General features: G+C 73.5%; 17 protein-coding genes. 10 read left to right on the top strand and 7 right to left on the bottom strand.

Annotation, left to right across the window (positions count from 1 at the left end):
- Positions 1-10: 10 nt before the first annotated feature.
- The 5 genes from RI138_RS04510 to RI138_RS04490 form a co-directional block, all read right to left on the bottom strand.
- Positions 11-1,378 carry a cryptochrome/photolyase family protein gene (locus RI138_RS04510; RefSeq protein ID WP_311118853.1) on the bottom strand — a complete coding sequence of 456 codons (1,368 nt, stop codon included), beginning with the start codon at positions 1,376-1,378 and terminating at the stop codon, positions 11-13.
- 39 nt (positions 1,379-1,417) lie between these two features.
- A complete protein-coding gene (locus RI138_RS04505) occupies positions 1,418-2,170 on the bottom strand; it encodes an anti-sigma factor (RefSeq protein WP_311118852.1) in 753 nt (250 codons plus the stop codon).
- A complete protein-coding gene (locus tag RI138_RS04500; RefSeq protein WP_311118851.1) occupies positions 2,167-2,751 on the bottom strand; it encodes a sigma-70 family RNA polymerase sigma factor in 585 nt (194 codons plus the stop codon). The genes RI138_RS04505 and RI138_RS04500 overlap by 4 nt, the downstream gene beginning before the upstream one ends.
- A 569-nt stretch (positions 2,752-3,320) precedes the next feature.
- Positions 3,321-4,172, bottom strand: coding sequence for a siderophore-interacting protein (locus RI138_RS04495; RefSeq protein ID WP_311118850.1), 852 nt, complete (start codon positions 4,170-4,172; stop codon positions 3,321-3,323).
- A 53-nt stretch (positions 4,173-4,225) separates the two neighbouring features.
- A complete protein-coding gene (locus RI138_RS04490) occupies positions 4,226-5,134 on the bottom strand; it encodes a 5'-3' exonuclease (RefSeq protein ID WP_179500363.1) in 909 nt (302 codons plus the stop codon).
- A 259-nt stretch (positions 5,135-5,393) separates the two neighbouring features.
- On the opposite strand from RI138_RS04490, the gene RI138_RS04485 reads away from it, so the two are divergent.
- From RI138_RS04485 to RI138_RS04470, 4 genes are all read left to right on the top strand, one after another.
- A complete protein-coding gene (locus tag RI138_RS04485) occupies positions 5,394-6,530 on the top strand; it encodes a quaternary amine ABC transporter ATP-binding protein (RefSeq protein ID WP_311118849.1) in 1,137 nt (378 codons plus the stop codon).
- Positions 6,523-9,144, top strand: a complete 2,622-nt coding sequence (locus RI138_RS04480; RefSeq protein WP_311118848.1) for an ABC transporter permease/substrate binding protein — start codon at positions 6,523-6,525, stop codon at positions 9,142-9,144. Before RI138_RS04485 ends, RI138_RS04480 begins: the two co-directional genes overlap by 8 nt.
- A 163-nt stretch (positions 9,145-9,307) precedes the next feature.
- Entirely contained in the window at positions 9,308-9,853 is a 546-nt protein-coding gene (locus RI138_RS04475) for a helix-turn-helix domain-containing protein (RefSeq protein ID WP_311118847.1), read from the top strand.
- A 19-nt stretch (positions 9,854-9,872) separates the two neighbouring features.
- On the top strand, positions 9,873-10,583 hold the full coding sequence (locus RI138_RS04470; RefSeq protein ID WP_311118846.1) for a helical backbone metal receptor: 711 nt from the start codon (positions 9,873-9,875) through the stop codon (positions 10,581-10,583).
- Here RI138_RS04470 and RI138_RS04465 read toward each other — a convergent pair.
- Positions 10,522-11,703 carry a TDT family transporter gene (locus RI138_RS04465; protein WP_311118845.1) on the bottom strand — a complete coding sequence of 394 codons (1,182 nt, stop codon included), beginning with the start codon at positions 11,701-11,703 and terminating at the stop codon, positions 10,522-10,524. The two genes, RI138_RS04470 and RI138_RS04465, sit on opposite strands and share 62 nt — an antisense overlap.
- Before the next feature lie 70 nt (positions 11,704-11,773).
- Here RI138_RS04465 and RI138_RS04460 point away from each other — a divergent pair, with 70 nt between their 5' ends.
- Both RI138_RS04460 and RI138_RS04455 read left to right on the top strand, forming a co-directional pair.
- Complete coding sequence (locus RI138_RS04460) at positions 11,774-12,709, top strand: LysR family transcriptional regulator (RefSeq protein ID WP_311118844.1); 936 nt, start codon at positions 11,774-11,776, stop codon at positions 12,707-12,709.
- Positions 12,710-12,743: 34 nt separating this feature from the next.
- Complete coding sequence (locus RI138_RS04455) at positions 12,744-13,709, top strand: DUF2510 domain-containing protein (protein ID WP_311118843.1); 966 nt, start codon at positions 12,744-12,746, stop codon at positions 13,707-13,709.
- Between the two features lie 129 nt (positions 13,710-13,838).
- Here the strand turns inward: RI138_RS04455 and RI138_RS04450 are convergent, their stop codons facing one another.
- Positions 13,839-15,041 (bottom strand): amino acid deaminase/aldolase, encoded by a 1,203-nt coding sequence (locus RI138_RS04450; protein ID WP_096632956.1) that lies wholly within the window; start codon positions 15,039-15,041, stop codon positions 13,839-13,841.
- Between the two features lie 666 nt (positions 15,042-15,707).
- Here RI138_RS04450 and RI138_RS04445 point away from each other — a divergent pair.
- The 4 genes from RI138_RS04445 to RI138_RS04430 all read left to right on the top strand — a co-directional run bounded on the left by RI138_RS04445 (position 15,708) and on the right by RI138_RS04430 (position 19,499).
- Positions 15,708-16,634 carry a hypothetical protein gene (locus tag RI138_RS04445; RefSeq protein WP_311118842.1) on the top strand — a complete coding sequence of 309 codons (927 nt, stop codon included), beginning with the start codon at positions 15,708-15,710 and terminating at the stop codon, positions 16,632-16,634.
- A complete protein-coding gene (gene mycP, locus RI138_RS04440; RefSeq protein WP_311118841.1) occupies positions 16,631-17,818 on the top strand; it encodes a type VII secretion-associated serine protease mycosin in 1,188 nt (395 codons plus the stop codon). Before RI138_RS04445 ends, mycP begins: the two co-directional genes overlap by 4 nt.
- Positions 17,819-17,942: 124 nt before the next feature.
- Positions 17,943-18,671 carry an SseB family protein gene (locus RI138_RS04435; protein WP_096629690.1) on the top strand — a complete coding sequence of 243 codons (729 nt, stop codon included), beginning with the start codon at positions 17,943-17,945 and terminating at the stop codon, positions 18,669-18,671.
- Between the two features lie 105 nt (positions 18,672-18,776).
- Positions 18,777-19,499, top strand: coding sequence for an MIP family channel protein (locus RI138_RS04430; RefSeq protein ID WP_311118840.1), 723 nt, complete (start codon positions 18,777-18,779; stop codon positions 19,497-19,499).
- Positions 19,500-19,508: the final 9 nt, after the last annotated feature.

Here is a 19,508-nt window from a genome sequence, read left to right as displayed (position 1 = left end):
CGTCGTCCGGTCAGTCCAGGCCGCGGGCGCGCTCGAACCGGGACCGGGCCTCGGCCAGGTCCACCACCGGGTCCGGATAGTCGATGCCCGCCCGGTCCAGGCCCTGGAGCTTCCAGGGCTCGTGGATCGCCGCCCCCTCCAGATCCGCCAGCTCCGGGACCCAGCGCCGCACGTAGTCGCCCCGAGGGTCGAAGCGCTTGCCCTGGATCACCGGGTTGAGGACCCGGTTGGGCCGGGTGTCCGTGCCGGTGCCCGCCACCCACTGCCAGTTGAGCTGGTTGTTCGCCAGGTCGCCGTCGACCAGCAGGTCGAGGAAGTGCCGGGCGCCCACCCGCCAGTCCACGTACAGCGTCTTGGTGAGGAAGCTCGCGGCCAGCATCCGGCCCCGGTTGTGCATCCAGCCCTCGTGCGCGAGCTGCCGCATCGCCGCGTCCACCAGCGGATAGCCCGTCCGCCCGGTCCGCCATGCGTCGATCTCCTCCTCGTCGCAGCGCCAGCGGTCCCGGCGCGGCCGGTAGTCGGACCAGGAGGCGTCGGGGCGGGCCGCGAGGACCTGGTGGTGGAAGTCGCGCCAGGCCAGCTGCCGCACGAACGCCTCGCCGCCGGGCCCGCCCTTCTCCCGCGCGCGGTGCACCAGTTCGGCGGCGGAGACCGTACCGAAGTGCAGATGCGGGGAGAGCCGGGACGTCGCGTCCCCGGCCAGATCGTCGTGGCCGTCCTCGTAGCCGGCCATCGGTCCGTGCAGCCAGGACGTGACCAGCTTGCGGGCCGTGTCCTCGCCGCCCCGGGCGAGACCGGGGGAGAGGTTCCCGACCGCGTCCCGGTCCGGGAGCGGGTCGCTCGCCACGCCGTCCGGCACCCGGACCGTACGCGGAGCCGTCACGGTGCCCCGCACTCCCTCCGTCTCCCAACGGCGGAAGTACGGGGTGAACACCGCGAAGTGGTCCTTGCCGCCCGTCGGTACCACCCGGCCCGGCGCGAGCGCGGTGACCACCGCGTCATGGACGCGCAGTGCGCAGCCGGTGCCCGCCAGAGCCTCACCGATCCGCTGCTCGCGCCGCGCCGCGTGCCGGCTGACTCCGGCGGCGACGTGCACGCAGGCCGCCCCGGTCCGCTCGACGACCCGTCTCACCTCGCGGGCCGTCTCGCCCTGGCGGGCGATCAGCCTGCCGCCCCGCTGCCGGAGTCCGGCGTCCAGATCCGCCAGGCAGTCCGCGAGGAACGCCAGCCGGTTGGGCGCGTCGAACCCGGCCCGGTGGACGGCCTCGTCCCGGACGAACAACGGGACGACCTCGTCCGCGTCCCGCAGTGCGGCACGCAGCACCGGGTTGTCGTGGACTCGCAGATCGGAGGTGAACAGCACCACCGCGACACTCATGGAACGGGTGCTCCCTTGCAGGATTTCGTGGGTGAGTGGTCAGGCCGTCGGGAAGTCCATCAGCGCCACGGGCGACGAGGTCGGCTCGGCGGACCCCCCGGCGGGCTCGACCGTGATGCCCATCCCGGACGCCTGGTCGACCGGCCCGTCCAGCAGGACTGCGTCGTCGCTCGCGGTCGGGTCCATCAGACCGGCGGAGCGCATCGTGCCCTCGTCGTTGAACCAGATCTGGTAGACCTTGCCGCTCGGCGGCCGTTGCATCCCCGAGGCCAGGAACACCGCACGGTTCTGGCTCTGCGAGACGACGACGGTGCCGCGCGCGCCGCCGGTCAGCTCGCCCGAGGCGGTCTTCGCGTCCGGGGCCGAGAGCACCTGGGCCAGCTGCTCGTTCTGCCGCTGCGCCTGACGCGCCTCCTGCCGTGCGTCCTGCGCCACCTGGTTCTGCCAGACCGCGACCCCGCCGAACGCGGCGGCCGCCGCGATGCAGGCGGCGAGAGCGTAGGCGTACCGTCGGCCGGTGCGTCCGCCCCCGCCGGTCCGCTCCCGTCTGCCGGGCGCCGGAGTCTCCTGGCGTACGGTCGTGATCGCCCGCAGCACCCTCGCGCGCAGCTCGCGCGGAGGGGACTCGGCGACGGCGAGGCCGAGCCGGGCGGCGGTGGCCGACAGCTCCCGCACCTCCTGGGCGCAGGCCTCGCAGTCCTCCAGATGCCGTTCGAACGCCTGCCGTTCGGACTCCGGCAGCGCATGCAGGGCATAGGCCCCGGTCAGTGTGTGCAGCTCGGCCGTGTTCACGCGCTCACCCCCAGGCAGTCGCGAAGGCGGATGAGGCCGTCACGGAGCCGTGTCTTGATGGTGCCCAGCGGCACGGTGAGGAGTTCGGAAACCTCACGGTAGGTCAGGCCCCGGTAGTAGGCCAGCGTCACCGACTCCCGCTGCAGCTCGGACAGGGTGCGCATACAGCGTCGTACCTGTTCTCTCTCCAACCGGGTCTCGACCTGCTCGGACACCTCGTCGAAGGCGGGCGTCCGGTCCAGCAGCGCCGCCTTGTGCTCCCGGGCGGCCGCGGCCTCGGCCGCGCGGACCCGGTCGACGGCCCGGTGGTGGGCCAGGGTCAGCACCCAGTTCATCGCGCTGCCCCGGGAGGCCTGGAAACGGGGTGCGGTACGCCACACCTCCACCAGCACCTCCTGCGCCACCTCCTCCGACTGCGCCGGGTCGCGGAGCACGCTGCGCACCAGGCCGAGCACGGGCCCGCTCACCGCGTCGTACACCGCGGCGAACGCGTCCTGGTCGCCCCGCGCGACCCGCCCCAGGAGTTCCTGGAGGTCGGGACCGGGCGAGGGCACCCCACTGATGTGTACGGCTTCCTTCACGCGGGTTTCCTCCCGGGACGATCGTCGCTTCCGGCAGTGGTTCGGAGCGGACGGCCGTGTGGATTGGTCGGGTGCGGGCGATCTTTTCAGAGCGGGCCCCGGGAGGACGCGCGACTCGGCCGGCGGGCGTTTCGCGCCGCCGCGGCCGGACGGCGCGGACGGCGAGGAAGATCAGCAGCCCGAACGGCGACCTCGGCGAGGCGATGCTCGGCGCACTGCGGAGGCTGGCGCACATCGACGCGTCCTACCGGCTCTTCGAGTCCCCGGGGCACCTCTCCGGCCCGGCGGAGGGGAACGGGCCGGCGGAGGGGAACCGGTCGGCGGACGACCGTGCGGCTCCGTCGGACGAAGGCGCTCGGGGAGGCGCTCCGGAAGGCACTGCGGAGGTCTGAGGCCGACGCACGGACCCCGCCCGCCGCGATGTGCGGCGGACGGGGTCCGACGGTCTGCTCGCCGGGCGGCCCGGGGCGGGTGCTCAGGGCGCGGCCGCTCCGGGTGTGCCGGCCTCCCGGGGCGGGGCTCGGCGGCCCTGGGGCGGCCGCTCCGGGCGTGCCGGCGCCGGGGCGGGCCTACGCGGCCGTCGTGCCGCTCTCCTGTTCGCGCTCCACCTGCTCGTTCCACTCGCGCTTCACCGCGCGCCAGGCGTCGTCGTTCTGGCCGAGGCGCCAGTAGCCCGAGATCGACAGCTGAGCCAGCGGGATCTGCCGCTCCACGCGCAGATGGCGGCGGATCTCCTTCACGAAGCCCGCCTCCCCGTGCACGAACGCCTGGATCTCGCCGTCGGGGAAGTCCAGCTCCTTCACGGCCGCGGTCAGCAGCTCGCCGACGGGCCGGTCGCCGCGGTGCAGCCAGGTCACGGCCACCCCGTCGGGCGTCACGATCTTCTGCTCCTCCGAGGCGTCCGGCACCTCGACGAAGGCGTGCACCAGCGCGCCCGTCGGCATCTGCTCCAGCGCGGCGGCGATCGCCGGCAGCGCACTCTCGTCGCCCACCAGCAGATGCCAGTCGGCCGAGGCCTCCGGCCCGTAACCGCCGCCGGGGCCGAGGAAGGTCACCTGCTCGCCGGCCTGCGCCCGCCGCGCCCACGGCCCGGCGAGGCCCTCGTCGCCGTGCACGACGAAGTCGACGGCCATCTCCCGGGCGACCGGGTCCCACGAGCGCACCGTGTAGGTGCGGGTGGTGGGCCACAGCTCGCGCGGGTAGTTCTCGCGGATGGCGGCCATGTCGAACGGGTGGGCGTAGTCCGCGCCCTCGGGCGCGAAGCACAGCTTGATGTAGTGGTCGGTGAAGCCGGAGAGGGTGAAGTCCGCGAGCCCTTCGCCGCCGAGGACCACACGCACCATGTGCGGGGTGATCTGCTCGGTGCGCACGACCTGCGCCCCCTGGGCCTTGGGTCCCTGCCGGGCCGGCCGCTCTGCCACGAGGTACTCCCTGGTTCGATTACTTAGGTATACCTAAGCTAACACCTCGGGGCTCAGGGCTGAAGAGTGGTCAGGAGCCGCGACAGCGCCCCGCCGAGGCCCCACTGCTCCGCCAGCGCCTCCAGCGCGGCCGGGTCGCGCGGCTCGCGCGGCAGCGCCGGGTCGAATGCGGGGAGCGGGACGTCCTTCGCGACCCGGACCACCTTCGGGGCGACGGCCACATAGTCCCGCGACTCGTCCAGGCGCTTGCGCTGCGACGGAGTCAGCTTCGCCCTCGGGTCGTCCACCGCCGCCATGATCCCGTCGAGATCGCCGAAGGCGTCCAGCAGCTTCGCCGCGGTCTTCTCGCCGATGCCGGGCACGCCCGGGAGGCCGTCGCTCGGGTCGCCGCGGAGCAGGGCCAGATCCACGTACCCGGCGCCGTCCACTCCGTACTTCTCGCGCAGCCACGCCTCATCGGTCACCTGGAGCGTGCCGACGCCCTTGAGCGGGTAGAGCACGCGCACCCCGCGGGAGTCGTCGACCAGCTGATAGAGGTCGCGGTCGCCGGTGACGATGTCCACGGGGCCGGTCGCGCGCGCGGTGAGCGTGCCGATGACGTCGTCCGCCTCGTACGGTGTGACGCCGACGCGGGCGATACCGAGTGCCGCCAGCACGTCCTCGATGATCGGGACCTGCGGGGAGAGCGTGTCGGGGATCTCCTCCTCGTCGGTCTGTCCGGCGGGCGTCTCCTCGGCGACCCGGTGCGCCTTGTACGTCGGGATCAGGTCGACGCGCCACTGCGGACGCCAGTCGTTGTCCCAGCAGGCGACCAGTTCGTCGGGCCGGTGGTCGTGCACCAGGCGGCCGATGAAGTCCAGCAGCCCGCGCACGGCGTTGACGGGCGTGCCGTCGGGGGCGCGGACCGAGTCGGGGACCCCGAAATAGGCGCGGAAGTACAGGGAAGCGGTGTCGAGGAGCATCAGGCGTCGCGTCACAGACCCGATGATGCCCCACGGCACCGACAGTCGCCGTGGGTGACCTCTCGCGGGCGCCGCGTAGTTCCCTGGTGAGGTGGGTCACTCCCGCGTTTGGTGGGCGTAAGGACGGGCAGGCGCGGCACCGGAGTGGACCACGTCGCTTTTTCAACTAGTGCATGTGCCATGCGGGCCGAATCCGCACCGCTCCACGGCCTGCTGGTGGGGGTGGCAGACCGTTCTCGGTTCAACGCGTGAGGTGTATGTGTCAAGGCTGCAAGCCGAGCACTTGTACAAGGTGTTCGGCAGACGACCCGATCAAGCCGTGCGGAAGCTCGAAGGCGGCGCGGACCGCGACGAGCTGCGCGCCGACGGAACCACCGCAGCGGTGATCGACGCCTCGTTCACGGTCGAGCCGGGACAGATCTTCGTCGTCATGGGGCTGTCCGGCTCGGGCAAGTCCACCCTGCTGCGGATGCTCAACGGCCTCCTCGACCCCACCGCGGGCCGTGTGCTGTTCGACGGCCAGGACCTGACCGCCCTCACCCCCCGCGAGCTGCGGCACGTCCGCTCCACCAAGATCAGCATGGTCTTCCAGCACTTCGCGCTCTTCCCCCACCGGAGCGTCCTGGAGAACGCCGCGTACGGCCTCGAAGTCCAGGGCGTACCGCGTGAGGCGCGTGAGGCGCGCGCCGCTGAGGCGCTGCGGCTGACCGGACTCGAAGGCTGGGAGAAGTCCTGGCCCGACGAGCTGTCCGGCGGCATGCAGCAGCGCGTGGGCCTCGCCCGCGCCCTGGCCACCGACGCCGACCTGCTGCTCATGGACGAGTCCTTCAGCGCGCTCGACCCGCTGATCCGCCGTGACATGCAGGACCAGCTCCTCGAACTCCAGAAGCGGCTGAAGAAGACCATCGTCTTCATCACCCACGACCTCAACGAGGCCATGCGCCTGGGCGACCGGATCGCCGTGATGCGCGACGGGGAGATCGTCCAGCTCGGCACCGCCGAGGACATCCTCGTCACTCCGGCCAACGACTACGTCGCCTCCTTCACCCAGGACGTCGACCGCTCCCGGGTGCTCACCGCGGGCGCGATCATGGCCGAACCGCACACCGCCATGGGCTCCACCGCGGAGGACGGCAAGGAACTGCGTACCCCGCAGGACGTGCTCGCCGCGGCCCCCGCCGCGGTCTCCGAGTCCACGCCGATCATCGACCTGTTCACGCCCTGCTCGCAGAGCACGAACCCGGTCGCCGTGACCGACGCCGAGGGCAAGCTCGTCGGCGTGGTCCCCAGCTCCCGGCTGCTCGCCGTCCTCGGCGAGCCGATGCCTCCGGCCGAGGGCCCCCGCGACGCCGAACCGGCGGCGGACGACAGCGTGAAGAAGGTGGCCGGTGTTTAGGCTCCCCCTCGGCGAATGGGTCGACTCCGCGGTCGACTGGCTGCAGACCCACCTCGCCTGGCTCTTCGACGCCATCAGCTCGATCGTCAGCGGCATGTTCGACGGCATAGCCGCCGTCCTGTCCGCCCCCGCACCGCTGCTGTTCGCGGGCATCGTCGCCATCATCGCCTGGTGGCTGCGCGGTCTGCCCGCGGCCCTGCTCACCTTCGCCGGGTTCGCCCTCATCGACTCCGTCGAGCTGTGGGACGAAGCGATGGACACGCTCACCCTGGTGCTGGTGGCGACCCTCGTCACGCTCGTCATCGCCGTACCGCTGGGCATCTGGGCCTCCCGGTCCAAGGCCGTCAGCGCGGTGACCCGGCCGGTCCTGGACTTCATGCAGACCATGCCCGCCATGGTCTACCTGATCCCCGGCGTCATCTTCTTCGGCGTCGGCGTGGTCCCCGGCATCATCGCCACCATCATCTTCGCGCTGCCCCCGGGCGTCCGGATGACCGAACTCGGCATCCGCCAGGTCGACGGCGAACTCGTCGAGGCGGCCGAGGCCTTCGGCACCACCTCGCGCAACACCCTGCTGCGCGTCCAGCTGCCGCTCGCCCTGCCCACGATCATGGCGGGCATCAACCAGGTCATCATGCTCGGCCTGTCCATGGTCGTCATCGCGGGCATGGTCGGCGGCGGCGGCCTCGGCGGCTCCGTCTACCGTGCCATCGGCAACGTCGATGTCGGTCTCGGCTTCGAGGCGGGCATCTCCATCGTCATCCTCGCCATGTACCTGGACCGGATGACCGGCGCGCTCGGCACCGAGGTCTCCCCGCTGGGCCGCCGCGCGGTCGCCAAGGCGCAGGCCGCGGCCGAGGGCTGGAAGATCTGGACCTACCGCCCGCAGCCGCTCGTCGCGGTCGCCGGGGTCGTCGCCCTCGCGCTCGTCGCGGGAGGCATGGGCGTCTTCGGCGGCTCCAAGGACGACACCGCGGGCGGGAGCGCGCGGATCGGCGACGGCAAGAAGATCTCCATCGGCTACATCCCGTGGGACGAGGGGATCGCCTCCACCTTCCTCTGGAAGGAGATGCTGGAACGGCGCGGCTTCGAGGTCGACGTCAAGCAGTACGAGGCCGGCGCGCTGTACACCGGTATGGCCAACGGACAGATCGACTTCCAGACCGACTCCTGGCTGCCGGTCACCCACGCCAGCTACTGGGAGAAGTACCGGGAGGACCTGGAGGACCTGGGCTCCTGGTACGGACCCACCTCGCTGGAGCTGGCCGTCCCCGCGTACATGAAGGACGTCCGGTCGATGGAGGACCTGAAGGGCCGGGCCTCCGAGTTCAAGGGCCGCATCGTCGGCATCGAGCCGAGCGCCGGAGAGACGGCACTGCTCAAGGACAAGCTCCTGCCGGGCTACGGCCTCGACGAGGAGTACAAGCTCCTCGACGGCTCCACGCCGTCCATGCTGGCCGAGCTGAAGCGCGCGTACGCCAAGAAGGAACCGATCGTCGTTCCGCTCTGGTCGCCGCACTGGGCGTACAACGCGTACGAGCTCACCAAGCTTGAGGACCCCAAGGGTCTGTGGGGCAAGGGCGACGGCATCCACACCCTGGCGCGCAAGGGCTTCTCCGCCGACAATCCCGAGGTCGGGAAGTGGCTGAAGAACTTCAAGATGACCGAGGACCAGCTCACCAGCCTGGAGGCCGAGATCCAGAAGGCCGGCTCGGGCAAGGAGCAGGAGGCCGTCCGCACCTGGCTGAAGGCCAACCCGGGCGTCGCCGACAAGTGGTCCCCGCTTCCGAAGGAGGACCGGGCCGCCGACGGCAAGGACGAGCGTGACCGTGCCGTCGAGATCGCCTGGTTCCCCTGGGAGGAGGACATCGCCGCCACGTACCTGTGGAAGGCGGTCCTGGAGGAGCGCGGCTACAAGATCAACCTCAAGCAGTTCGATGTCGGGCCCATGTACGCGGCGATGTCGCGCGGCCAGATCGACGTGCAGTTCGACGGCTGGCTGCCGTACACCCAGAAGAACTACTGGGACAAGTACGGCGACAAGCTGACCGACATCGGTTCCTGGTACGGGCCGACCTCCGTCGAGATCGCCGTCCCCGACTACGTCAAGGACGTCAAGTCCCTCGACGACCTCAAGGGCAAGGGCTCCGACTTCAAGGGCCGGATCGTCGGCATCGAGCCCGGCGCCGCCGCCATGGAGAACCTCAAGACGAACGTCCTGCCGCAGTACGGCCTGGACAAGGAGTTCGAGGTCCTCGACTCCTCCACGCCCGGCATGCTCGCCGAGCTGAAGCGTGCCTACGCCAAGAAGGAGCCCATCGCGGTCCTGCTGTGGACCCCGCACTGGGCGTACAACGAGTACGGCATGACCAAGCTCAAGGACCCGAAGAAGGCGTTCGGTGACGGCGACCGGCTGCACACCATCGCCTCCAAGGAGTTCCCGAAGCTGTACCCGCAGCTGACCGAGTGGTTCAAGGACTTCAAGCTCAGCGAGAAGCAGCTCGCCGGACTGGAGAACGAGATCCAGAAGCACGGCGCGGGTCACGAGGAGGAAGCCGTGAAGGCCTGGATGGACGACAACCCGGGCATCGCGGACACCATGGCACCCCAGTAGGGGCTCCACGGACACGAAAGCACAGGTCGCAAGGGGTGGCCCCGCCGTCGGGCGGGGCCACCCCTTCCGGCTGCCCGAAGGTCGTTTACCGGACGTCGTGCGCAACCATGTGCGTAAGGTGCTGGCAACCGGGAGGATGGCGGGGGCGGGAGGGAGCTCGGAGATGGACGACAAGGACACACCGCGGGTAGGTGCCGCGGTCCGCCGTCGGCGCAGAACCCTGGGGCTCACGCTGGCCACGGTCGCCGCGCGCAGCGGGCTCTCCGTGCCCTTCCTCAGCCAGGTCGAGAACGAACGGGCCCGCCCGAGCGCCCGCTCCCTCGACCGGGTCGCCGAAGCGCTGGAGACCACCACCGCACGGCTGCGGGCCGCCGCCGACTCGGCGCGCGCCGTGGACGTCGTCCGGGGCGAGGAGGGCGAGGGCGTACGCCGGCTGGTGCGCGGCCGCCACCAGCTCAGCGCCCTGGAGTTCTCCGGCGAGCCGGACCTCGGCCGCGAGTTCCAGCACCGCAACGACGAGCTGATGTACGTCGTCGCGGGCGCCGTCGACGTCGAGGCCGAGGGGCAGGTGCACCGCCTGGAGAGCGGAGACACGCTGTTCCTCTCCGGCGGGGTCCGCCACCGCTGGCGCGCCACCGCGCCCGGCACGCGGCTCCTGGTCGTCGCGGTCGCCGAACACATCGACGCCACGTACGACTCGCGGCGCTGAGGGCCTGAGCGGAGTGCCCGTGCGCGTCGTCTCCCTCGTCCCCTCGCTCACCGAGGCCGTCGCCCACACCGCGCCGGGGCTGCTCGTCGGGGTCACCGACTGGTGCACGCACCCCGCGGGTCTGAGCGCCGCCCGGATCGGCGGCACGAAGAACCCGGACGTGGCCGCGATCGCCGCCCTCGCCCCGGACCTCGTGATCGCCAACGAGGAGGAGAACCGGGCCCCCGACCTCGCCGAGCTCCGGGCCGCCGGGCTGACCGTCCTGGTCACCGAGGTCCGCACCCTGCACCAGGCCTTCACCGAGCTGGACCGGGTCCTCGTCGGCGGCTGCGGGCTCGCCCGGCCCTCCTGGCTGGACGAGGCCGAGGCCGCCTGGGCCGCTCTCCCCGCCCCGGCCGGAGAGCCGCGCCCCGCCGTCGTACCGATCTGGCGCAGGCCCTGGATGGTGCTCGGCCGCGACACCTTCGCCGGGGACCTGCTCGCCCGCCTCGGCGTCCGCAACGTGTACGCGGACCACCCCGAGCGCTACCCGCGCATCCCGATCGACGAGCTGAACGCGTCCGGCGCCGAGCTCGTCGTCCTGCCCGACGAGCCCTACCGGTTCACCGCCGACGACGGGCCCGAGGCCTTCCCCGCCCTGCCCGCCGCCCTCGTCGGGGGGCGGCTGCTCACCTGGTACGGGCCGTCGCTGGCCGAGGCGGCACGGGAGCTGCCGTCAGCGCTCCGCTGAGCACCCCGCCCACTGTCCGCGCCCCGGCCACCGCCACCGCCCCCACCAGGAACACGTACAGCGCCACGGACAGCCACGTGAACGCGTCGAGCCCGGTGTGCCGCGCCAGACCCGCCGCGCCGGTCACACACGTACCGACCGGGAAGGTGAACGCCCACCACGTCATCGCGAACCCCATCCCGTCCCGCGCGGCCCGCACCACCATCGCGGTCGCCAGGGCCAGCCACAGCAGCGCGAAGCCCATCACCGGCACCCCGTACAGCACCGCGAACGCGCCGAACGCCGAGGCGTAGGGGGCCCCGACCGCGCCCGGGGCCGCGTCGGCCAGCTGGTTGACCGCGGTCGTCGACTGCCCGAGCGGCCCCAGCACCAGAAACAGCGTCGGGGTCAGCGCGAGCGGCAGCGGGCCGTGGTGGACCAGACGGGAGAAGACCAGCGGCAGCACCACCAGCGTGGCCAGCAGCGACAGGCCGAACATCGCGTAGCAGGCCAGCAGCAGCGCCTCGCGCCCCTGCCCGGCCGCGACATGGGGCACCAGCAGCGCGCCCTGCGAGGCCGACACCATCGGCGCGACCAGCGGCAGCAGCCAGACCGGCGACGCGGTCCCGGGGGCGGGACGGTGGCGTACGACCATGAGGTACGGCACCACGACGGCGGCCGCCAGCCCCACCGCCGTACCCGCCGCGAACAGCACCACGTCCACCGCGAGCGCCGCCTGCGCGCCCACGACGTCCCGGCCGACCGTCAGAGTCGCCCCGCCGACCGCGAGCAGGGCCATCGCCAGGCAGCCGTAGAAGGGGGCGACGGCCGGGTCCATCAGATGGGCGCGGGCCTGGTCGCGGTGGCAGAGCCAGTGCCCGGCCCGGGCGGTCAGGACGGTCAGGAGCAGCACGGCCGCCAGGGCCCAGGCCACGGTGCACGCGGCGCGCAGACCGGGCACGTCCACCGGGAGCGCGGCGCCGGCACCCGCGACGATCGCGGTGCCCATGACGCTCGCGTACCAGTTCGGGCCGATGTGCCGCAGGGACGGCAGCCGCGTCGTGCCCGCCGGGCGGGGCGGGGGGAGTGCGGCGGCGGAGGGCGGCGGAACCGAGGTCCGGGTCTGCGGAAAGATGGCCATGCCACGATTCTTCGTGGGGGTGCACCGGCCCACCAGAGGCCCCGTCCCTATGAGGTCATAAGCTGGAGTTATGACCGGCGACGACGTACACACTCCCCCCGCCCCCCTCTCCCACCGCGTCCCCGACCTCGGGGCGCTGGAACTGCTGCTCGCCGTCGCCCGCCACGGCAGTCTGGGCCGGGCCGCCCGGGACGTCGGCATCACCCAGCCCGCCGCCTCCAGCCGTGTGCGGTCCGTGGAGCGGCAGCTCGGCGTCGCCCTGCTGGACCGCTCCCCGCGCGGCTCCCGGCTCACCGACGCGGGCGCACTGGTCACCGACTGGGCGCGCCGGATCGTCGAGGCCGCCGAGGCGTTCGACGCGGGGGCCCAGGCGCTGCGCGACCGCCGCGACTCCCGGTTGCGGGTCGCCGCCAGCATGACGATCGCCGAGTACCTGCTGCCGGGCTGGCTGATCGCCCTGCGGGCCGAGCGCCCCGACACCGCGGTCTCGCTCCTCGCCGGCAACTCCGCGGCCGTCGCCCGCCGCCTGGTCACTGGCGAGGCCGACCTCGGCTTCGTCGAGGGCCTGTCGATACCGGAGGGCCTCGACGGCACCGTCATCGCCCACGACCGCCTCGTCGTCGTGGTCGCCCCCACCCATCGGTGGGCCCGCCGCCGAACCCCGCTGCTCCCCGGCGAACTCGCCGCCACACCGCTGATCCTGCGCGAACAGGGCTCCGGCACCCGCCAGGTCCTGGACGCCGCGCTCGCCGTGCACGGCGGCCTCGCCCAGCCCCTCCTGGAGGTCTCCTCCACCACGGCGGTCAAGAGCGCGGCGGAGAGCGGCGCGGGCCCGTGCGTCCTGAGCGAACTGGCCCTCGGCGAGGAGCTGTCGGCCCGCCGCCTCGTCCAGGTTCCGGTCGCGGGCGTACGGCTGCGCCGCCAACTGCGGGCCGTCTGGCCCGCGGGCCACCGCCCCACCGGCCCGGCCCGTGACCTGCTGACCCTGACGGGCCGGGACTCCTGACCCCGCGTACGGCCCCACTCCCTAGAGTGTGGGGATGAGTTACGCGACGCCGCCCGGCTGGTACCCGGACGAGGGAGCCCCCGGTACCGAACGCTGGTGGGACGGCACGGCCTGGACCGCGCACACCCGCCCGCTGGCCGCCGCCCACCCCGACCCCCGGCAGCCGCAGACCCCGTCGGGGTTCGGGCCCCCGTCGGTGCCCCTGCCGCACCAGCGCGTCGCCCAGGACGGGCCCGGGGCCGGCAGCCGCACGAAGGCCGTCGCGATCGCGCTCTGCGGGGTGCTGGTGCTGGGCGCGGCCGTCACCGGGGCCGTCCTCCTCGGCCGTGACGACAGCGGTACGCCGGCGGCCCCGACGACGACCACATCGGCACCGGCCCCCGTCACCACCCCGACGGCCACCGCTACCCCGTCCGCCGAGGCGGACCCCGACGACGACCCCACCGTCCTGGTCGACCAGCTCAACGGGATCACGCTGCCGGTGCCCGACGGCTGGGAGAAGCCGGGAAGCACCCTCAACGACGTGCCCACCATCCGCACCAAGGACTCCTACGACTGCCCCGGCGGGTCGTCCTTCTGCTACCACGGCACGGTCAGCACCCGGACCGCGCAGTCGGGCGAGAGCGACCCCAAGGCCCTGGCCGAGGCCGACATCGTCACCGCCGCCGACAACGCCTACGAGGAGGACACCGTGGGCCGGCGCATCCACGGCGGCATCACGTCCCACAAGGTGCTCAAGGCGCAGGAGGTCACCGTCGCCGGACGCACCGGCTACCTCGTGCGCTGGCGGGTCACCACGGGCAAGGGCCCCGGCGGTGTCGTGCAGTCCCTCGCCTTCCCCTCGACGGTGGGCAGCGAGACCCCGGTGATCGTCCGGTTCGCCTTCGACGCGGACGTGGCGGAGCTGCCGCTCTCGCTGATGGACACGATCATGCGGGGCATCCGGCCGCTGGGCGACAGCGGGACGAGCGGGGGAGTGGGCGCGTCGATCGGCCCCTGAGACGGGGATACGAGCGCGGCCGGGGCCGTCCCGTCAGGGATACGGACGGGTCCGGGTCCGTCCCGTCAGGGATACGAGCGCGGCCGGTTCCACCTCGTCAGGGATACGAGCGCGGCCCGGACCGTCCCGTCAGAGGAACGTCCGCCCCTCGCCCCGGTACGTGGGAACGCTCGCCGTGACCCGGTCGCCCTCGATGAGGTGCAGCGTGTCGAAGCGCTCGCACAGCTCTCCGGCCTTGGCGTGGCGGAACCACACCTTGTCGCCGATCAGCAGATCGTCGGCGGGGGACCCCAGCAGCGGCGTCTGCACCTCGCCCGCGCCCTCCTGCGGGTCGTAGCGCAGCCCTTCCGGCAGATACGGCACCGGCGAGCGGTCAGCCCCGGCCGCCCCCGACGCCGGATAGCCGCCGCCCAGCACCGTCACCACGCCCACGCCGGGCCGCCGCACCACGGGCTGCGCGAACAGTGCCGCCGGACGGCCGGTGAACGAGGTGTAGTTGTCGAACAGCCGGGGGACGTACAGCCCCGACCCGGCGGCGATCTCCGTGACCGCGTCCTCGGCCGCCGTGTGCTGCACGCTGCCCGTGCCGCCGCCGTTGACGAACTCCAGCTCCGGCGCGACCGCCCGCACGGCCCGCACCACCTCGGCCCGCCGGACCGCCAGCTCCTTACGCGCGGTGGCCTGCATCAGCCGGATCGCCCGGGACCGCAGCGGCCGCCCCGCCAGCGCGTCGCCGACCCCGGCGACATGGCCCTCGTACGCCATCAGCCCCACCAGCCGGAAGCCCGGCCTGCGCGCCACCGAACGGGCCAGCTCGGCGAGTTGCGCGGGGGAGCGCAGCGGCGAGCGCAGGGCACCGATCCTGATCCGCCCGCCCAGCATCCGCAACGAGGTGTCGAGCTCCAGACAGACCCGGATCTCCTCGCCCCCGCCGCCCCGGGAGGCGTCGATCAGCTCCAGCTGGGAGTGGTCGTCCACCATCACCGTCACGGCCGCGGCCAGCTTCGGATCGGCGGCCAGCTCCGCGAAGGCGCCCCGGTCCGCCGACGGATAGGCGAGCAGGACGTCGTCGAAACCGGCCCGGGCCAGCCACAGCGATTCCGCCAGCGTGAACGACATGATCCCGGCGAACCCGGGCCGCGCGAGCACCCGCTCCAGCAGGGCCCGGCACCGCACCGACTTGCTCGCCACCCGGACCGGCTTCCCGCCCGCCCGGCCCACCAGATCGTCTGCGTTGTCGTCGAAGGCGTCCAGATCGACGACGGCGATCGGGGCGTCGAGATGAGCGGTGGCCCGGTTGTAGCGGGCCCGGTCAGCGGCGCGGGCAGTCATGGCCGCAGCTTGCCAGAGAGCCGCGACGACTGGGTAGGGGACGATCGGGACAGATCCCCGCGCCCGGGGCGTCCCGTTCCCCGCCGCCCGCCCGCAGCCCGTAGAGTGACGTGCACGCGAGCACCAACGGGCCTGTCAGTCATGGTGATCCGTGGTCGGTACGAGAACGTGTATGCAGGGGGCCGGATGAGTACCGAAGCGCAACGCGCTCCCGTGCCTCCCCGCCCGACGACCCCTCCGGCATCAGGGACCGCCGTGGCTCCGACGGCCGCTCCGGCCGCGAGGACCGCTCCGGCCCCGACGGCCGCCCCCCGCCCGACGACCCCTCCGGCCGCGCCGGTCCTGCCGACCTCCGCGGACGAGTCGGTTCCGGGGGCCCCGAGGGCCTCTGCGGCCCCGACGGCCGCTCCCGCCCCGGTGTCCCCGCCCGCCCCTGCCACCTCGTCGGCCCCGCCGCAGCCGCCGGCCTCATCGGCCCGACCGGCCTCGGCGCCCCCGTCGGCCCCACCGCGTCCGCAGACCCCGCCCGGCGCGCCCCCGCCGCGCCCGGCCGCACCTGCGGCCTCTGCCGCGCCCGCGACCGGGACGCCCGCCCCTCCGCACCGGAGCGCCCCCGCACCCGCCCCCGCGTGCCCTCCGCACCAGGACACCCCCAGCGCCCCGCACGTGGGCCCGCCCCCCGCCACCACCCGGCGCAGGCCCGTCGGCGCCGTCGACCTCACGCCGGCACCGGAAGCCGCCCACCCGCCCCGGCCCCCGTACCGCGCACCGGACCGCTACGGCTACCCGGAGACGCCCGTCGAGACCACCACGCGGCTGCGGCCCGTCCCGCCGGGGCCCCGGCAGCGGGGGCGGGCAGCGTCGGCCGCCGCCTGCGTCGTGCTCGGGCTCGGGCTGATCGGCGGGGCGGCCACCGGCGCCTGGCTGACCGGCGACTCCTCGGCCGAGCCCACCCGTACCCCGTACAGCACCGGCAGGACCGCCTGGCACAGCGTTCCCGTCGACACGCTCTTCCCGCGCACACTCGACGGCAGGGGCGCGGGCCCCGGCGGCACCCACCGCACCTGGAAGCGGGTCGCCGTCGCCGCCGACAGCACCTGCGGCCAGGGACTGGACCCGCTGCTCGGAACCACCCTCAGGTCCGTCGGCTGCGAACGGCTCGTGCGCGCCACGTACACCGACGCGACCCGTTCCAGCGTCACCACCGTCGGCCTGGTCTTCACCGAGGCCGACGCCCCCGCCATGGAGGCCCTGCGCACCCGGTTCACCGAGCAGAGGCTCACCGCGCGCAAGGACCTCATGCCCCGTACGTACGCCCCCGAAGGCACCGTCGCCGCCTCCTTCGGTGACGGGCAGCGCGCCAGCTGGACCGTCAACCCGCTCACCGAGATCCCCGTCGTCGTCCTCGCCGTCTCCGGCTTCGCGGACGGCCGTACCGTCGCCGCACCCCAGCCCGCGGCCGAGGCGATGGCGGCGGGCGCCACCACGGACATCGCACAGGCCGGGCTCGGCCACGAGGCGAAGGGCATCGCGGACCGGGTGGAGCGGCGGCTGCGGACGACCGTCGACGACCTCACGGAGCGGCCCGGATGACCCGACGACCCCACCGCGTCCTCGCCGCGGTCTGCGCCGCCGCCGTCCTCGCGCTCACCCCGGCAGCCCCCGCCCACGCGGACGCGATCCGCGACCAGCAGTGGGCCCTGGAGGCCCTGGGATCCGACCGGGCCTGGGCCACCACCCGGGGGCAGGGCGTGACCGTCGCCGTCCTGGACACCGGCGTCGACGACGCCCACCCCGACCTCACCAGCCAGGTGCTCCCCGGCAGGGACCTCATCGGCTTCGGCGCCGCCCGCGGCGACTCCTCCTGGGCCCTGCACGGCACCGCGATGGCCGGGATCATCGCCGGACGCGGAAACGGTCCGGACCGCGCCGACGGCATCCTCGGCATCGCCCCCGAGGCCCGCATCCTGCCCGTCCGGGTGATCCTGGAGTCCAAGGACCCGGCCCGCGCCAAGGCCCGCAAGACCCGTGGCTCCGCGCTCGCCGACGGCATCCGCTGGGCCGCCGACAACGGCGCCGACGTCATCAACCTCTCCCTCGGCGACGACAGCAAGTCCGCCCATCCCGACCCGGGCGAGGACTCCGCCATCCAGTACGCCCTGTCCAAGGGCATCCCCGTGGTGGCCTCGGCGGGCAACGGCGGTGAGAAGGGGGACCGGATCTCCTATCCCGCCGCCTACCCCGGGGTGATCGCGGTCGCCGCCGTCGACAAGTACGGCACCCACGCCTCGTTCTCCACCCGCCGCTGGTACGCCACCGTCAGCGCCCCCGGCGTCGACATCGTGGTCGCCAACCCCGACGGGCACTACTACATCGAGTGGGGCACGTCGGCCGCCGCCGCCTTCGTCTCCGGCGCGGTCGCCCTGGTCCGCGCCGCCCACCCCGGCCTCGACCCCGCCCAGATCAAGAAGCTGCTCGCCGACACCGCCCGGGACGCCCCCGCCGAGGGCCGCGACGACGCCCGCGGCTACGGCATCGTCGATCCGGCGGAGGCCATCGAGGCGGGCTCCCGGCTGCGCCCCGCCGACCTGAACGCCCAGGCGGCGCGGACAGGACACCGGGGGCGGTACTTCGGCGCGGGCCCGGCCCCGTCCCGTACCGACGAGGAGGCCGCCCACTGGGCGGCCCCCCTCGCGGGCGGCCTCGGCGCCGCCCTGCTGGTCGTCGCCGTCGTCCTGTGGCGCGGCCGCGACGCCCACGCCCCCGGCCGCCGCTGAACGAGCAACACCGCCTCCGCCCACCCGATCGGCCCACGCCGTCGCGCGCACGGGCACAGCTCCCGATCTCCGCTCAGCGCGACCTGCGGACAACCGGCGAAGCCCCAGGTACTACCCTCGTCCCGTGGCGCTCAAGAACATCCCGGACTCCGGTTTCTCCGACGACGACGGCTCGGCATCCCCCGCCCTGACCCGGGCACTGGAGGCCTGGTCCCGGGACCGGAGCGCTGTCGGCCCGGTCCTCGCGGCCCTGCGCGACGCCCGGCTCCTGGTCCCCGTCGTCGCCGTCCTCGGCGAGGTCGAGGAGGACGAGAAGGGGCTGCGGCGCGAGAAGACCAGCGACATGGCCGTGCCGACCCTCCACGCGGGCGACCGGCGCGCGCTGCCCGCCTTCACCTCGACGGACTCGCTGGCCCGCTGGGACCCGGAGGCGCGCCCCGTCGCCGTGCCGCTGCACCAGGCGCTCCAGGCCGCCGCCCACGAGAAGGCCGACACCGTCGTGCTGGACCTCGCCGGTCCCGTCGCCTTCGAGCTGTCCGGGCGGGCGCTCCTGGCCCTCGCCGAGAACCGCACCAGCACCGACCCGCTCCAGGACCCCGCCGTCATCGGGGCCGTGCGGGAGATCGCCGCCGCCGACCCCGCCGTCGTCCGCGCCCACCTCGGGCCCGGCAGCGCCGACGGCACCCTCGCGCTCGTCCTCGCGCCGGACGCGGTCCCCGCCGAGGCGGCCCGCCGCATCGGCGAGGCGCTGGCGGACAGCGAGGTCCTGCGGGCCCGTCTGGTGAACGGGCTGGACCTGGCTCTGCTGCCCGCCGGGACGAACACTCCGGGTGAGCCCCTGTTCGCACGCTGAGAGGCCGCCGTCCGGCTCCGACGCGCGCAACGCGCCCGCCGCGGTGAGAATTGTCGAGAAATTCGGAGGAATCCGAACAATCGACCGAGCTCGCGAGGTGGTCGCATGAACGTGCGGATCGTGGCGTCAGAGTTCCTCGGCACCCTGCTGCTGGTGTTCTTCGCCGTGGGGTCCGCGGTGGTCGCCGTCGAGTACCTGGGCACGGTGGGCATCGCCCTCGCCTTCGGCTTCACCCTCCTCGCGCTGGCCTACGCGCTCGGCCCGATCTCCGGCTGCCATGTGAACCCGGCGGTGACGCTCGGCATGCTGATGGCCCGCCGGATCGACCTCCGCAGCGCCGTCGAGCGCTGGGCGGCCCAGTTCCTCGGCGCGATCGTCGGCGCGGCCCTGCTCTTCCTGCTCGCGAAGCAGATCCCGGGACTGGAGACCAGCGGCGAGTTCGGCACCAACGGCTACGAAGACCGGTCGGCCGTCGGCATCAACATCGGCGGCGCGTTCCTCGCCGAGGTGATGCTGACGTTCCTGCTCGTCTACGTCGTTCTCGCGGTGACCCGCAAGGTCGCGATCACAGGCTTCGGCGGACTGCCCATCGGTCTGGCGTTCGCCGCGATCCACCTCGTGGGCATCCCGCTGACCGGCACCTCGGTCAACCCGGCGCGCAGCCTGGGCCCGGCGCTCTTCGCGGGCGGCGCAGCGCTCTCCCAGCTCTGGCTGTTCATCGTCGCGCCCCTCGTCGGCGGGGTGATCGCCGCCTACGTACACCGGCTGACCCACCCACACCCCAACCCGCTGCCCGGAGAGGCCGCCGAGACCGAGGACGCCCTGTGAGGCTCCGCC

It is taken from the genome of Streptomyces durocortorensis (assembly GCF_031760065.1).
Lineage (GTDB): Bacteria > Actinomycetota > Actinomycetes > Streptomycetales > Streptomycetaceae > Streptomyces.
This window is presented reverse-complemented; position numbering and strand designations above follow the sequence as displayed.